Origin of the sequence: Paraburkholderia tropica, assembly GCF_014171495.1 — a bacterium.
Lineage (GTDB): Bacteria > Pseudomonadota > Gammaproteobacteria > Burkholderiales > Burkholderiaceae > Paraburkholderia > Paraburkholderia tropica.
Genome location: NZ_CP049136.1, coordinates 79361 through 94425, shown reverse-complemented (window position 1 = coordinate 94425; position 15065 = coordinate 79361). Strand labels below are relative to the sequence as shown.

13 protein-coding genes and 1 pseudogene are annotated in these 15065 nt (G+C 64.3%); 7 read left to right on the top strand and 7 right to left on the bottom strand.

Annotated features, from left to right (window positions below; all coding sequences use genetic code 11):
• Positions 1 to 137: 137 nt before the first annotated feature.
• The 5 genes from G5S35_RS23930 (at position 138) to G5S35_RS23910 (ending at position 5744) form a co-directional block, all read left to right on the top strand.
• Positions 138 to 1409 carry a major royal jelly family protein gene (locus tag G5S35_RS23930; protein WP_231957462.1) on the top strand — a complete coding sequence of 424 codons (1272 nt, stop codon included), beginning with the start codon at positions 138 to 140 and terminating at the stop codon, positions 1407 to 1409.
• Positions 1410 to 1576: 167 nt separating this feature from the next.
• Positions 1577 to 2581: a C-terminal binding protein gene (locus G5S35_RS23925; RefSeq protein ID WP_202035021.1), complete on the top strand. Its 1005-nt coding sequence runs from the start codon at positions 1577 to 1579 to the stop codon at positions 2579 to 2581.
• Between the two features lie 134 nt (positions 2582 to 2715).
• Positions 2716 to 3366, top strand: coding sequence for an RraA family protein (locus G5S35_RS23920; RefSeq protein WP_183039770.1), 651 nt, complete (start codon positions 2716 to 2718; stop codon positions 3364 to 3366).
• A complete protein-coding gene (locus G5S35_RS23915) occupies positions 3353 to 4300 on the top strand; it encodes a sugar kinase (protein ID WP_183039769.1) in 948 nt (315 codons plus the stop codon). Before G5S35_RS23920 ends, G5S35_RS23915 begins: the two co-directional genes overlap by 14 nt.
• A gap of 103 nt (positions 4301 to 4403) precedes the next feature.
• Positions 4404 to 5744, top strand: coding sequence for an MFS transporter (locus tag G5S35_RS23910; protein ID WP_110327359.1), 1341 nt, complete (start codon positions 4404 to 4406; stop codon positions 5742 to 5744).
• Positions 5745 to 5858: 114 nt separating this feature from the next.
• On the opposite strand, the gene G5S35_RS23905 is transcribed toward G5S35_RS23910, so the two are convergent.
• The 6 genes from G5S35_RS23905 to G5S35_RS23880 form a co-directional block, all read right to left on the bottom strand.
• Positions 5859 to 6686, bottom strand: coding sequence for an IclR family transcriptional regulator (locus tag G5S35_RS23905; protein WP_183039768.1), 828 nt, complete (start codon positions 6684 to 6686; stop codon positions 5859 to 5861).
• A gap of 140 nt (positions 6687 to 6826) precedes the next feature.
• A complete protein-coding gene (locus G5S35_RS23900) occupies positions 6827 to 7555 on the bottom strand; it encodes an SDR family NAD(P)-dependent oxidoreductase (protein ID WP_065058562.1) in 729 nt (242 codons plus the stop codon).
• A 46-nt stretch (positions 7556 to 7601) separates the two neighbouring features.
• A complete protein-coding gene (locus tag G5S35_RS23895) occupies positions 7602 to 8903 on the bottom strand; it encodes an MFS transporter (RefSeq protein WP_065058560.1) in 1302 nt (433 codons plus the stop codon).
• Between the two features lie 71 nt (positions 8904 to 8974).
• A complete protein-coding gene (locus G5S35_RS23890; RefSeq protein WP_183039767.1) occupies positions 8975 to 9712 on the bottom strand; it encodes an SDR family oxidoreductase in 738 nt (245 codons plus the stop codon).
• Positions 9709 to 10230 carry a 2,4'-dihydroxyacetophenone dioxygenase family protein gene (locus G5S35_RS23885; RefSeq protein WP_065058558.1) on the bottom strand — a complete coding sequence of 174 codons (522 nt, stop codon included), beginning with the start codon at positions 10228 to 10230 and terminating at the stop codon, positions 9709 to 9711. The genes G5S35_RS23890 and G5S35_RS23885 overlap by 4 nt, the downstream gene beginning before the upstream one ends.
• 216 nt (positions 10231 to 10446) lie before the next feature.
• Positions 10447 to 11001 (bottom strand): hypothetical protein, encoded by a 555-nt coding sequence (locus G5S35_RS23880; RefSeq protein ID WP_176080083.1) that lies wholly within the window; start codon positions 10999 to 11001, stop codon positions 10447 to 10449.
• Between the two features lie 405 nt (positions 11002 to 11406).
• Between G5S35_RS23880 and G5S35_RS23875 the strand changes: the two genes are divergently transcribed.
• Both G5S35_RS23875 and G5S35_RS23870 read left to right on the top strand, forming a co-directional pair.
• On the top strand, positions 11407 to 12576 hold the full coding sequence (locus G5S35_RS23875; RefSeq protein ID WP_420874542.1) for a porin: 1170 nt from the start codon (positions 11407 to 11409) through the stop codon (positions 12574 to 12576).
• A gap of 309 nt (positions 12577 to 12885) precedes the next feature.
• Positions 12886 to 13241, top strand: a pseudogene (locus tag G5S35_RS23870) (IS3 family transposase); the annotation flags it as partial.
• Between the two features lie 363 nt (positions 13242 to 13604).
• Here G5S35_RS23870 and G5S35_RS23865 read toward each other — a convergent pair.
• The gene (locus G5S35_RS23865; RefSeq protein WP_237181636.1) at positions 13605 to 15059 is read right to left on the bottom strand and encodes an efflux transporter outer membrane subunit; all 1455 of its coding nucleotides are present in this window, start codon (positions 15057 to 15059) and stop codon (positions 13605 to 13607) included.
• Between the last annotated feature and the right edge of the window lie 6 nt (positions 15060 to 15065).

The window sequence follows — 15065 nt, the reverse complement described above, 5'->3', positions numbered from 1 at the left end:
GTGGTATTGAGATCTGCAATCTAAGATATCAGTTGTCCGGAGCGCGAACCGGCCGGGTTCGGCAGGCGGCGCGCACGGCGACCGAAGAAAGCAAACGAAGAAGTCAAACGAGAAAGACAGACCGGAGGAGATGCTTCATGCAGGAGATCAACAACAAAGCGGCGAAGCTGTTGACGAGCCGACGCTGGATGAGCGCGCTGCTGGCCGGCGCGGCGCTGATGACGGCGGCGGGCGTGCAGGCCGCGTCGGACGGGCAGGGCGCACAGGCGGAACCCGCCGTGCCGAAGCTCGAAGTCGTGGCGCAGTGGAACCGCTTGCCCTACGACCTCGGCGATCCGAAAGCCGAGCAGGCCTACGACGCGAATCAGACCTACAAGAAGGTGCTGCTGCAAGGCGTCAAGCTCGACTCGAAGGGCAATATGTATGTGAGCACGGCGCGCTGGGGCGGCCCCGAAGTGCCGGCCACGCTCTCGAAGCTCGTGAAGAAAGACGGCCAGTGGGAACTGCAGCCGTTCCCGAGCCTCGCGATGAACAAGGTCGGCGACCCGCAGGCGCTGCAATCGGTGCTGGGCTTCGAGATCGATCGCAACGACGTGATGTGGATTCTCGACCAGGGCCATATTGCCGGTCAGCCTTCGGCGCCGGGCGCGGAAAAACTCGTGCTCTGGGACCTCAAGACCAATCGCGAATTGCAGAGCTACGACTTTAGCGACGCCGATTCCGACAAGAAATGCTCGTTCCTCAACGACGTCGTGGTCGATAACGACCGCGACTTCGCCTATATCACCGACTCGGGCATCTTCTGCGATCACCTGCACGGCGGCCTGATCGTCTACGACCGCAAGCACAATCGCGCGCGCCGCGTGCTCGATCAGACCGTCTTCACGACGGACGAAGCGGGCTTCCAGTTCCGCATCGACAACCAGAACGTGCTGAGCAAGACGCCGATGCGCACGGGCGCGGACGGCATCGCGCTGTCCGGCGACAAGAAAACGCTCTACTGGACCAATCTGTCCGGCCACACGCTGTATTCGCTCGACACCGCGCTGTTGCGCGATTTCAGCACCAGCGAGTCGGCGCTGCGGACCTCGGTCAAACGCGTGGCCACGCTGCCGTCGAACACCGACGGCATGATCGCCGACCGCGCGGGCAACCTCTATATGACCGCGCTCGAAATGAACGGCATCATGTATCGCGATGCGAAGACCGGCAAGATTTCGACCTATGTGATTCATCCCGAGATGGTCTGGCCCGACACGATGAGTTGGGGTCCGGACGGCAATCTCTACGTGGTCGCGGGCCATCTGAATCTGTGGGTCGACAACGCGATGGATTTCGATCATCCCGCCGTGCCGAATTTCCGCATCTGGAAGGTGCAGGCGCACGGCCGCAGCTATAGCGCGCAGTAAAGACGCAGCAAAGCCGCAGTAACGCATTTGCAGTGACCGCAGTAAAGCGGGCCGCGCGGCCGGAGTTCTGCACTCCGGTTGCGCGCGCCCAGGCAAACTCGCGCGCGTTCGGGCGGTGATCGGCTTCAATCAGCTTCGGTCGCGCGCAGTCGTGGAGGCAGGCAAGGGTGGAAAGCAGAAGTCTCGAAGAGGATCGCGGCGCGCCGCGCAAACGCGTGGTCGTGATCGACGATGGCTACGGTTCGTATGAAACGGAGCAACGGATTCTGGCGGCGGTGAATGCCGACGTCGTGGTGCTGCCATGTCGCGGCGACGCTGCGCGCGTGCGCGAAGTGGCCGCCGACGCCGACGCGCTGCTGGTGCGCGAATCGCCCGTGAACGCTGCCGCGATCGCGGCGATGCAGCGTTGCCGCGCGATCGTGCGTTATGGCATTGGCGTCGATAACGTCGATCTCGACGCCGCGCGCGACAAGCGCATCTACGTGGCGAACGTGCCCGATTACGGCGTGGAAGAGGTGAGCGATCAGGCGCTCGCGCTGCTGATGGCGGTCGCGCGTTACACGGTGCGCCGCGACGGCGCGGTGCGGGCGGGCGCGTGGAATGTGTCGCGCGAGCAGAAGATGTATCGCATCGCCGGTCGCACGCTCGGTCTCGTGGGTTACGGGCGCATCGCGCGCGCGTTCGAGCGCAAGATGCGCGGCATGGGCGTGGCGCGCGTGCTCGTGTATGACCCGTTTCTCGATCCCGCGAAAACGCCGGGCGTCGAATGCGTGGATCTCGACACGCTCTGCGCGGAAAGCGATTACATCTCGCTGCATTCGCCGCTCACGCCGGACACGCGCAAGCTCATCAACGCGGCGCGTCTCGCGCGTATGAAGCCGACGACGATACTCGTGAACACCGCGCGCGGCGGCCTGATCGACGAAGCCGCGCTGATCGACGCGCTGCAACGCCGCGCGATCTTCGGCGCCGGTCTCGACGTGTTCGAAAACGAGCCGCCGCGCGCCGATCATCCGCTGTTTGCGTGCGAAAACGCCGTGCTCTCCGATCACACCGGCTGGTATTCCGAAGATTCGGTGGCGGAATTGCAGACCAAGGCCGCGCAGGAAGTGGCGCGCGTGCTGGGCGGCGATCAGCCGAAACACTGGGTCAATCCGTGGAGCGCTGTTTAAGCGTACACGTCAAGCACACAACTCAAGCGCATTCGCGCACCACGAAGGCAGACGGCGGCACCTGATTTTCAGGCGCGGCTGTTATCCAGTTAATTCGTCATGCTACTGAAAGCATGAAAACAGGAGTGAAGTTTATGGAACTGCAAGCGCTCATCAGCGGATTCGAAAAGGTGGCGACGGCCTCGGTCGCCGACGCAGTGGACCTGATCGCGGGCCGCCGCGGCTTTATGGATCAGGCGATCAAGCCGCGCATCAACGACCGTAAGATCGTCGGTCCCGCCGTGACGATCCTCGAAGCGCCCACGCACGAAAAAGTCCCGCCGCAGCATGCGCTCGACGCCATCGACGAATCGCCGGAAGGTAGCGTGATCGTGATCGGCATCTATGGCGAGCCGAATGTGGCCGTGTGGGGCGGTCTGATGACGGCAGGCGCGGTGGCCAATCGCCATGCAGGCGCGATTCTCGACGGCGGCGTGCGCGACATCACGGAAATTCGCCGCGACTACGATTTCCCGGTGTATTCGCGCTCGGTGTCGCCGGGCACGACGGTGGGCCGCTTCACGACACTCGCGGCGAATATCGAAGTGGAATGCGGCGGCGTGAAGGTCAACGCGGGCGACATCATCGTGGCCGATATCGACGGCGTGGTGGTCGTGCCGCGCGAGCACGCGGAAGCCGTGCTCAAGATGTCCGAGGAGATCGACGCGCGTGAACTCGAGCAGGCGCGCCTGATCATCGGCGAAAAGTCGCTGCGCAAGGGACTCGCGAAATATGGCCGCATCTGACGTGAAGCCGGCCGACACGCCTGCGATCCTCGCGCTTGGCGAGCCGATGATCGAGTTCAACCAGTCGGCCTCCGACGACGCGCGTCAGTTCCTGCAAGGCTTCGGCGGCGACACGTCGAACTTCTGCGTGGCGGCGGCGCGCCAGGGCGCGAGCGTCGGCTACGTCACGCGCGTCGGCGACGACGCGTTCGGCAAGCTGTTCCTCGATCTGTGGCGCGCCGAAGGCGTGGACGTGCAGGGCGTCGCGAGCGATGCGCAGTCGCACACGGGCGTCTATTTCGTGACGCACGATGCGAGCGGCCACGCGTTCAGCTATCTGCGCAAGGATTCGGCGGCGAGCCGGATGTCGCCGCAGACGCTGCCGCGCGACCTGCTGGCGGGCACGCGCTTCCTGCACGTCTCGGGCATTTCGCAGGCCATCAGCGCGAGTGCCTGCGATGCCGTGTTCGAAGCGATCGCCGTCGCGCGGCAGGCGGGCGCGGCGATCTGCTACGACCCGAACGTCCGCCTCAAGCTCTGGCCGCTGGCGCGGGCGCGCGCGGTGATCGAAGCGACGGCGCGCGAAGTCGACTATATGTTGCCGAGTCTCGAAGACGCGCAAACGCTTACCGGCCTGAACGACGCCGAGGCGATCGTCGCGCATTACCTCGCGCTGGGCGTGCGCGTCGTGTGCCTGAAGCTGGGCGGCGACGGCGTGCTGGTCGCGCGCGGCGAGCAGCGCACGCGCATCGCGGGCCACGCGGTGAACGTGGTCGATGCAACGGGCGCGGGCGATTGCTTCGATGGCGCCTTCGTCGCGCGTCTCGCGGCCGGTGACACGCCCGAGGACGCCGCGCGTTACGCCAACGCGGCGGCGGCGCTCTCGACGCAAGGCTTCGGTGCGGTGGCGCCGATTCCGCGTCCGGACGCCATTGCCGCTCAGCTGAAAAACTGAACGGTGCATGACCGGCGCGCGCTGCGAACGTGGCGCGCGCCAATCACAATTTCGTCAACGAATAAAGCAGCGTCACAAGCTGGACAGAGGTGAGGAGACACCCATGAGCACCGATATCGCGCTCGAAAAGCGCACCATGAGCAAGGTCACGCGGCGTCTGATGCCGTTTCTGATCCTGCTGTACTTTTTCGCGTTCCTCGACCGCGTGAACGTCGGCTTTGCCGCGCTCACGATGAACCGCGATCTCGGCCTGACCGCCTCGCTGTTCGGCTGGGGCGCGGGCATTTTCTTCATCGGCTATTTTCTGTTCGAAGTCCCAAGTAATCTTGCACTCGCCAAAACGGGCGCGCGGATCTGGCTGGCGCGCATCATGATTACGTGGGGCATCGTCTCGGCGTGCGGCGCGCTTGTCAAGGGACCGGCCAGCTTCATGACGCTGCGTTTCGTGCTGGGCGCAGCCGAAGCGGGTTTCTTTCCGGGCGTGATTCTCTATCTGACGTTCTGGTTTCCCTCGCGTTATCGGGCGCAGATTATCGGGCTGTTCATGCTCGCGAATCCGGTATCGACGGCGCTCGGTTCGATCGTCTCCGGTTTCATTCTACGCATGGACGGCCTGCTCGGCGTGGCGGGCTGGCAGTGGCTGTTCATCCTCGAAGGCATGCCTTCGGTGGTGATGGGTTTCATCACGCTGCGCTATCTCAGCGATGCGCCTTCAAAGGCGCGCTGGCTCGACGCCGACGAGCGCGACTGGCTCGATCGGCAGATCAGCAGCGAAGCGGCGGAACGCGCGCGCAAGCACAAGCTCTCGCTTGGCCAGACGCTGATGAATCCGCATGTGCTGCTGCTAGGCCTGATCTATTTCCTGATCGTGACGGCGAATAACGGTCTCGTGCTCTGGCAGCCGCAGATCATGAAGGCGCTCGGTCTTGCCGAACATTGGGTCGGGCCCGTGAACGCGATTCCGTTCGTGGTCGGTGCGATCACCATGCTGGTTTGGGGACGCCTCGCCGACCGGCGCGGCAAATACCGCATCGACCTCGCCTGTGCGTGCACGGTCGCGGCGGTGGGGCTGGCGCTCGCGGCATCGTCGACGCAACCGCTCATGGTGATCGCAGGCCTCGTGCTCGCGGCGGTAGGCGGTTATGGCGCGCTGCCCGCATTCTGGGCCTTGCCCACCACGTTCCTTTCGGGCACGGCAGCGGCGGCCGGTATCGCGCTGGCGAATTCGATCGGCAATCTGGGCGGTTTCGCCGGGCCCTATCTGATCGGCTATGTGCGCTCGACGACTTCCGGCTACGGCTACGGTCTCGCGATGCTCGCCGTCGCGGCGCTGCTCGCGGGGCTGATCAGCCTGTGCGCGCGCGGTCCTTCGGGCAGCGACGAAGCGGAGGCCTTCGACGGCCAGATCGACGCGCACGCGCATCGCCCGTCACGCGGTCATTGACGATAAACGACGGATGATAAAAACGCCCGCGACGCCGTTTGGAACACGGCGGAGCGGGCGTTATTTTGTTTGATCGGAGCGGAAGATCTGGCGGCAGAGGCGCGCGTTCAGCGCTCAGCGCGCCGCAACCGGTCCGAGCCGCGCGGCAATCGTGCGGCACGCCGCAAGCAGCGGCTCGATGTACTGGCGTTGCGCGTCCGCCTCGCGGCGGAACATCGGCATGCTGATGCTGATGCAGCCCGCCGCGCGTCCGTCCGCGCCGCGAATCGCCGCGCCATAGCACCAGATCGACTGTTCGTTTTCCTCGCGGTCTTCCGCGTAGCCGCGTTGCGCCGTGAGTTCGATTTCGTGGCGGATCGCGTCGAGATCGGTCATCGTGTGTTCGGTGAAGCGCGTGCGCGGCGCGCGTTCGAGCAGCGGTTCGCGCTCGGCGGCCGTGAGCGTCGCGAGCCACGCTTTGCCGACCGAACTCGACGTCAGCGACACGCGCGTGCCGATGCGCGACGCCATGCGCACCGCGTGCGGGCTTTCGAGCTTCTCGATGTAGACCATTTCGCCGTCGCTCGGCACCGCGAGATGCACGGTTTCCGAGGTGGCGTTGCGCAGCTCCATGAGCGCGTCCACGGCCGCGATACGCAGATCGGAGCGCTCCCAGGCCCGGCTCGCGAGATTGACGAGGCGCGGACCGAGCCCGAACGTATTGCCGCCGCCATGCGCCACCACCAGCCCTTCGGCCTGTAAGGCCGCGACGATGCGATGCACGGTCGGGCGCGGATAGCCGCTGGCCGTCGCGAGTTTCGCGACATTGGGCGGCGTCTCGGCGTCGGCGATCAGTTGCAGGACCGCGATGAACTTCGAAAACGCGGCGGCGCCCGCCACCGCCGTGGCAGCAGAGGGCAAGGCGAATGAAGCGGGCGGAGCGGACTTTTCGGAATTCGACATCGGCGAACGAGGAGGCGGAAATGCGGGCAATCAGTCAGGCCGCGAGGCCACGGGTCGCGCCATTATGCCCGCAAACCCGGCGTGCGAAAATCCGCGTCGCCGGGCCGCGATGCGCGCGCGATGCCCGTGCGTTCACACGCTCACGCGCAGAGATAGCCGCCGTCGATCGGCACGATCGCGCCGGTCATGAACGACGCGGCCGGCGAGCACAGGAACGCCGCCACGTTCGCGACTTCTTCGGGCAGGCCCCAGCGCTTCATCGGCGTGCGTTCGAGAATGCCTTGCGAGCGGCTGCTGTCGTCCTGCAAGGCCTGCGTGAGCGGCGTTGCGATCCAGCCAGGCGCGATGGCGTTGACGCGAATCGAGTCCGCCGCATAGGCAATCGCGAGCGAGCGCGTGAGCTGCGCCACGCCGCCCTTGCTCGCGCTATAGGCGGGCACAAGTCCGCCGCCGAAGAAACTCAGCATCGACGCCGTATTGACGATGCAGCCCGACGACGCCTTCAGCAGCGCACGCGCGCTCGAACACACGCGCATCGTGCCGTTCAGATTGATGTCGAGCACGCGCTCGAACACCTCGATTTCGTGCTCTTCCACGCGGCTGATGACGCCCGCGCAGTTCACGACGATGTCGAGCCGATCGCAGGTGCCGATCAGGGCGGCGACGTCGTCGGAGGAACGCACGTCGAGATTGGCGCGCTGCACGCCGGCGTCGAGCGCGTCGGGCGTGCCTGCGGGCGGCGGCAGGCCGGCCGCGACCGTGCGCGCGCCGAGTTGCGCGAGGCGGTTCGCAATTGCCGCGCCGATGCCGGAGAAGCCGCCCGTGACGAGCGCGACTTTGCCTTCGAGAAGATTGCTCTGGAATGTCATGATGATGTCCGGTGTGTATCGGTATGTTCGAGAAAAGTGCCTGAAATCAGGTGGTTTGCGCGGCGGCGGCGTGGGTTGCGTCGTCGGGTTTCACTTCCTTCACGACGAACAGATAGACGAAGGCCGCAGCGAACGCGATGGCCGCGCTGATGAGCAGCGCGTTGACGAACGAGTGTGTCTGATCGACCACGATGCCCGTGATGACGGGCGCGAACGAGCCGCCGAGATAGCCGCCGAAGTTCTGCATGCTGCCGAGCGACGCCACCAGATGACGCGGCGCGGCGATGCTCACGAGCGCCCACGCGCTGCCGCTGGCGAGATTCACGAAGAACATCGCGAGCGAAACGTAGGTGATGGCGAGCGCCGTGCTCGGCGTGTAGGCGGCGGGCACCGTGAACGCGGCCGCGCCGATCAGCCCGACGCACACCGGCCACTTGCGGCTGCGAATCGGCGCGACGCCGCGCTTGAGCAGGTAGTCGGCGATAAAACCGCTGCCCGCCATGCCGATCGTGCCGAACACATAGGGAATCGCGACCAGCCAGCCCGTGTGCGCGATGCTCAGGTGGCGCTCTTTCTCCAGGTAGCCCGGCAGCCACGTGAGGTAGAGCCAGACCATGTAGATCACGCCCATGAAGCCGAAAATCATGCCCCACGTGTTGCGCAGTTTGAGCAGCATGCCCCATTCGGCAAAGCTGATGCCTTTCGCGCGCGGCGGCTCTTTCGCGCCGTCTTCGAGCCACGCGGTTTCGTCGGCGCTCAGCGCGACCTGATCGCGGTTGCGATAGACCGCATACCAGCCGATCGACACCAGCACGCCGAGCACGCCCATGATGACGAACATCGGACGCCAGCCGAACGACAGCATCAGCACGGTGAGCAGCGGCGGCGCGATCATCGGCGCAATCGTCGACGAGGAAATGAAGGTGCCGGTCGGTCCGCCGCGCTCGCGCACCGCGAACCACTCGTGAATCACTTTCGCGCCTGCGGGAAAGAGCGGCGCTTCGGCCACGCCGAGCACGACGCGCGCGATGAGAAAGTGATTGAGCGTCTGGATGAAGCCGCCCGTGACTTGCGCGACCGACCAGACCAGCATGCCGAGCCCGAGCATCACGCGCGAGCCGAAACGGTCGAGCAGGGCGCCCACCGGCAACTGCGCGAACGCATAGGCAAGCGAAAACGCCGAGAGCAGCAGGCCCATTTCCGACGCGTTCAGATGCAGTTCCTGCGCGACCGAATGATTGGCGATCGACAGCGTGCTGCGGTCCAGATAATTGACGATGCCGGCCACCGTGAGGAAAGCGACGGCGACCGTCTGGATGCGTTTGAGCCGGGGCGATTTGGTCGGCATGGCTCGTCTCCTGAAAATTGTAATAAGTGCCGGTCGGATCGCGCGTTGCGGGTTCGAAACCTGCGTCGAACTCAGTAAGTCGCGCGTCCGCCGGATAGGTCGAAGGTGGTGCCGGTGCTGAACGTGCAGGAATCGGAGCATAGCCACAGCACGAGATCGGCGACTTCCTGCACGGTGCCGAGGCGGCCGAGCGGGCTCTTGTCGATCATCGTCTGCACGTGCGCGGGCGACATCTGCGCGAGCAGCGGCGTGTCCACGGCGGCGGGCGCGATCGCGTTGACGAGCACGCCCGTCTGCGCGAGTTCCTTGCCGAGCGATTTGGTCAGCGCGATCACACCGGCTTTCGCGGCGCTGTAGGCCGAGGCATTCGGCGTGCCTTCCTTGCCCGCGAGCGAGGCCACGTTGACGATGCGGCCCGCGCCCGCGTTGCGCATCGCCGGCACGACATGCCGGCACACGTGATACGTGCCGAGCAGATTCACGTCGACGATGCGCTGCCATTCGTCGGGCGAATAAGCGTCGAGCGGCACGGTCGATCCGGCGAAACCCGCGTTGTTGACCAGAAAATCGATGCGCCCGAATTCGGCGAGCGTGGCGGCCAGCGCGGCGTCGACGGTCTGCGCCCGCGTGACGTCCACTTCGACGTGACGCGGCGCATGCAGCGCGGACGTGTCGCCCGCGACGCGATCCCAGTTGACGGTGCGCGCGCCGAAGCTCGCGAAGGCGTCGCAGATCGCGCGGCCGATGCCGCCCGCCGCGCCCGTCACCACGGCCACGCGGCCGCTGAAGTCGTAGCGGGCCGCGCTCATCGGATGAACTGGTCCACGTAGTCTTCGCCGAGACCGACCGACGCGTAGTGCTTGCGGCACATGTCGATTTTCGTGAAGACGTCTTCGTAGCCCGTGTAGTTGCCGTACGGATCGCAATAGAACATCACGCCGTTCACCTGGAAGTAGGTGATCATTTCCTCGACGTCGTCCGGCACGTAGAGCGTGTGCGTCTCGCCCGGCGGTTCGTAGACGTAGCTGCCTTCGGTCGCTTCCCAGTCGTGTTCGAGATAGCGCCAGCGGCCTTTGAGAACCATGCCGTGGACCGCCTGCGGATGACGATGGCGGCTCAGCACGCCCGACTTGCGCACGCGCAGCAGGTTCATCCAGTAGCCCTGCGAGGCGTTCAGACAGAGCGGGCGGAACCACACGTTCTCGGCTTGCGGCACCCAGACGCGTTCATCGGTGGGAATGGCGGAAGGCACGACGATTTCCTGTTGCGCTTCCTTCGGAAACGGCAACTGATAGGGCGTCATCGGCGAAAAATCCTGGGTCGACATGCGGGGGGCTCCTTGTTGTTTGTCCATAATATGGACGCGTAGTCCACGATATGGTTGATTTTGAGCTAGATCAAGGAAGCGGGTCAATGCCAGGGTATGCCCGTAGAGGACGAGCGGCGGCGCGAGAGCATTTGTCTCGCCGTTCAAGTGGTTTAATTTGACATCCGAAGTATTTTGGTGGCGGCTGTCATCACGCGAAGCATCGGGTGTCAGGCGTCAGGCAAGCAGCGTCGTCAGTCCGACGCAGGCGGTAATCACGGGCGCGAGCGAGCGGAATCGGGCGGTCAGGTTCGCCAGCCGGTTGCCGGCCCAGACGCCGAGCCAACCCATCAGCACGTAGAGCACGACGAGCATCGTGCAGATCCACGGCGCGATGTCCGTACCGTTTCGCGCGAGGACGGCCGAATAGATCAGCAGATTGTCGGTGCTCACGGAAAGAAACGCCGACACCATCACGCCCATCGAAAGCGTAAGCGGAACGACAGGCTGAGAAGACGCGGCGTCACGGCGCGAGCCGCGTGCGAGTTGCACGAGACCGATCGTCAGGGGAACGACGCCGAAGTAGCGCGACGGGATCGCCACCGAGTTGGCCGCGAGGAAAACCAGCAGGCTCAGCGCCACCACGCCTGCGCCGGTCGCGACGAATGCCGCGAATAACCGGAACGGTCTCGCGGAAGCCGAGAAGGCCAGAATGAGCGCGGCCGAATCCATATTCGTCGCGACAAAGGCCGCGAAAGTGGCCGAAAGGATGGTGAATGGCAGGGCGGTCACGCGGTGAATCCTGATGAACGAGGCGTCATTTTGAGGCCGTTGGCGCGCATCAGTCCAGTCGTTGCGCGTTGAATGGCGCTGCCATTGCGACGATTACATTTGCCTGAATTCAGCTTGCCATGACTGAAATAACGTTAGCTTTTTGGTGAAATTCCAACAGTTTCATTTGAATCAGAAAATTAAACGTCGACGCGTAAGCCCCGCGCAGACGCGTTTTGCGGCTGATGCACGATGAATTCCGATTTCTTCAATTGTGAATTTCAATCCCTGATTTCTCGCGACTTTTGATTAAACCTAGACTGCCCGTTCTGCTGCTGCCGAGTCGCGCTGCAGAACCGGTAAAGACCGCCATAGCGGCACGCCGGCAATCATTCTTATTAATTCAGTCAGTTTGGAAGGTTATCGATGAAGATCAAGAAGACCGTTATGGCGGTAGCAGCGGTGATGCCGCTTTTTTTCCTCGCGAGCGCCGCGCACGCTCAAAGCAGCATTACGCTTTATGGCCTCATCGATGAAGGTCTGAATTTCACCAGCAATGCGGGCGGGCATTCGGCGTGGGCGATGTCGAGCGGCGACACCGCAGGCAGCCGCTGGGGCCTGAAAGGCAGTGAAGATCTGGGCGGGGGCTACAAAGCGATCTTCAAACTGGAAAACGGCTTCAACATCAACACGGGCAAGCTTGGGCAGGATTCCAGCATGTTCGGGCGTCAGGCCTACGTGGGGCTGTCGTCGGACCACTACGGGACAATCACGCTGGGCCGCCAATACGATACGAGCGTCGACGACTACGGATTCGCCAGCTTGACCGCCGCGGGCAACTGGGCCGGCGACATCTCCGCGCATCCGTTCGACAACGACAACGCGGATTGGGATTACCGCGTGAATAACGCCGTCAAATACGTGTCGCCGACGTGGCGCGGCCTCACGGGCGAAGCGATGTACGGCTTCAGCAACGAGGCGGGTGGTTTCGCCAACAACCGCATGTGGGGCGCGACGCTCAACTATCAGAACGGCAACTTTACGGCAGCGGCCTCGTATCTGAAGATGAACAATCCGGGCCTGACGACGACCGGCGCGATTCCGACCGGCGATCTCTTCGACGGCGCGTCGCAACAGACAATCGGTCTCTCGGCGAGCTATCGTTTCCCGAAGGTCGCTGTTGCCGCCGCGTGGTCCCATGTCGACGTCTACGATCCGACCGGCAACGTGTGGCTGAACAACACGAGTCTGTCGAACGGCGCGAACTGGAATTCATGGAAGTTCGACAACTTCGAACTGAATTCGCAGTACTTCTTCACGCCGACGTTGTGGCTCGGAACCGCGTATACGTTCACGATGGCGCATCTTTCGTCGACGGCCGGCAGCTACGTGCCCAAGTGGCACCAGATCAGCGTCATGCTCGACTATGACCTGAGCAAGCGTACGGCGCTTTATGTTCAGGGCGCGTGGCAGCACGTGGTGAGCGCGCATACGGGTACGGACTTCGATGAGGCGCAGATTGTCGATGCGTCGGCCGGTGCATCGTCGGGCGTGAACCAGATGGTGTACCGCGTCGGGATCATGCATAAGTTCTGATGGTTTAGGTGAGGCTGTGTTCGGGCTCGGCTGGCTGGTTCGCTGGCTGGTCGGGCTTGGGTGCAGCGAGTTGCAGACTTACGAACTGTGCGGGTTGCGGTTTTGGGATCATAAAAATATATTGATTCCTGGCATCTTCGGGATGGTGTTGCGTGGGGTTGGTTCTCCATTATGAGCGCAGCGAGTGTCCAATGCGGCGGCCGGCACCCCAGGTCGATCCAGTTGGACGGGTTCATCGTGCTTTCTTCCCGGACAATCCAGTGGCCGCCGTCGCCGGCCCGGTGGGTGTTGTGCGGTTTCCCGCAGCAGTTGCATTACGACACGAAGCCTGACCACGAGAACGAGGTGCTAGCGGTGCGTCTGGTGTAGCTGGCGCACGAACGTCATCGGTTCGGCGACCGCCGGTTGCACGCCCTGGTGGACGCGAAGGCACACACGCCAATCACCAGCGAATTTATCGCTTGTACGGTGAAGCAAGGCTGACTGTGCGGCAGCGGCGCAGGCGCCACGGCGTAATGATTGAACGCGCGCAACTGGCGCTGCCGAAAGCGCCGAACGAGGTGTGATCAATCGATTTCGTGATGGACGCACTTGCCAACGGCCGGCGCGTGAAGTGCCTGACTGTCGTCGACGATTTCACGAAAGAGGCTGTCGACATCGTCGTCACCCAACGTCGTGCTCGCGGTCGGCAACAATCTCAACGACGTCGGGATGAGCGGATCGCGGGTAAAGCACCAAAGTAAATCCGCAATTGTGCTTGCACTTAGCGGGGAAGCCCTTGAAGTACTTCGCGCGCAAATTCTGGCGGTTTGGCTGAGAAGGGGGCGATTGATAAATGACGTGCAAAGCGTTCGATTGTGCGAAATGCGCGGTCGCGCGACGCCCTGTTACAGGCTTATCCACGTCTTGCTACTGGCATTTTCTGCACGAGAAGTGCGATTCCCCCAAGATAAGCAAGAGGATGATTGGCAAAGGCAATGCTTCGAGCACGCCATCGGTTTTGCTTCCTGCCCGCCGTTCCCGCAGACTCATGTGCGTGCATCAATCAAACACATTGGCGTCGGCGGTGGCTGGGCGGCAGTTGCGTCGTCGCCTTCCGCCCAGCCACCGCCCAGCGCGAGGTACAGCTTCACCGTTGCCAGTGCGGCGTCGGTTTGCGCCAGCGCCAGTTCGTCCTCGCGCTGTAACGCATCGATACGTGCGTTGAGCGCATCCTCCAGCGTGCGCTGTCCGCCTTCGTACAATTGCCGGGCGCTCCGCGCGTTGCGGCGGGCGACGTCGAGCGACGCTTCGAGGCGCGCGCTGCGCGCATCGAAGCCGTGACGTAGCCCGTACGCGTTATCCACTTCTTCAAGCGTCTGTAGCAGCGCCTTGTCATGCTGCGCGAGCGCGGCCTGCAAGCGCGCATCGTTTGCGGCGACGTTAGCGCGCAGTCGTCCCGCATTGAAGATCGGCAGGTCCGCGCCAACCCCGATGAGCCCGCCGGTGCCTGACAAGCCCGGCAATCCGTCCAGATGCACATGGCCGTCGAGGCCGATGAACGTGAGATAGAAGCGCGGAAAGAGATCGGCCTTCGCGCTGCCGAGCCGGGCCGCCTGCGCGCGCACGAGCGCGGCGCTCGCCCTCACGTCGGGACGGCGTTCGAGCACGGAGGAGGGCACTTCGCCCGCGGGCACGGGCGGGACTTCCAGCGTGCCGGGCGCTCCAAGCGGCGTGGCGTCCTGCGCGGCGCGGCCCGCGAGCACCGCGAGGCGCCGTTCGCGCACGGCGATCTCGCTCACGAGGAGTGGCCGCTGCGCCTCCGTGCGGGCAATCTGGTCGTCCACGCGGCCCAGGTCGTAGCGCGTTGCCTGACCGGCCGCGAAGCGTGCGTCGGCGTAGTTTCGCAATGCGCGCAGCGTGTCGAGAGTGCGGTCGAGCACCGCGAGCCGCCGTTGCAGCCCGCGCGCCGAGAGGTAGTTTTGCGCAACTTCCCCGGCGACCGCGATGTGCGCACCGCGCAGTTGCTCCTGCGCCGCATCGGCCATCGCGGAGGCGGCTTCGGCGTCGCTCGCGTGGCGTCCGAACACGTCGACTTCCCAGGTCGCGCTCACCCCGCCCGCCCAGGCGTCGAGGTCAGGCGAATCGTCGGGAGCGCCGGACGGATCGCGCAGATTGCCAAACCCGTGTGCGGCTCCCGCCTGTGCGGACAGCGACGGGTAGCGCACCGCATCGGCCATCGACGCGATCGCGCGCGCCTCGCGCACGCGTGCCTGTGCTGTGCGCAGGTCGTCGTTCGAGCGCAGGGCGGCCTCGACATAGCCCGTCAACTCGGGGTCTTGCCACGTCCGCCACCAGTTCGTGAGATCGGCGGCGGCGTGCGCGGAAGGCACTTGAGAGAAAGCGGCGGGAGCTTCGCGCTGCGGCGGCACGTCCACCTTGACGAGCGAGGTGCAGCCCGCAAGCGCGGCCACGAGGCACAGCGCGCAGGCGCGCAGCGTCATGGATGG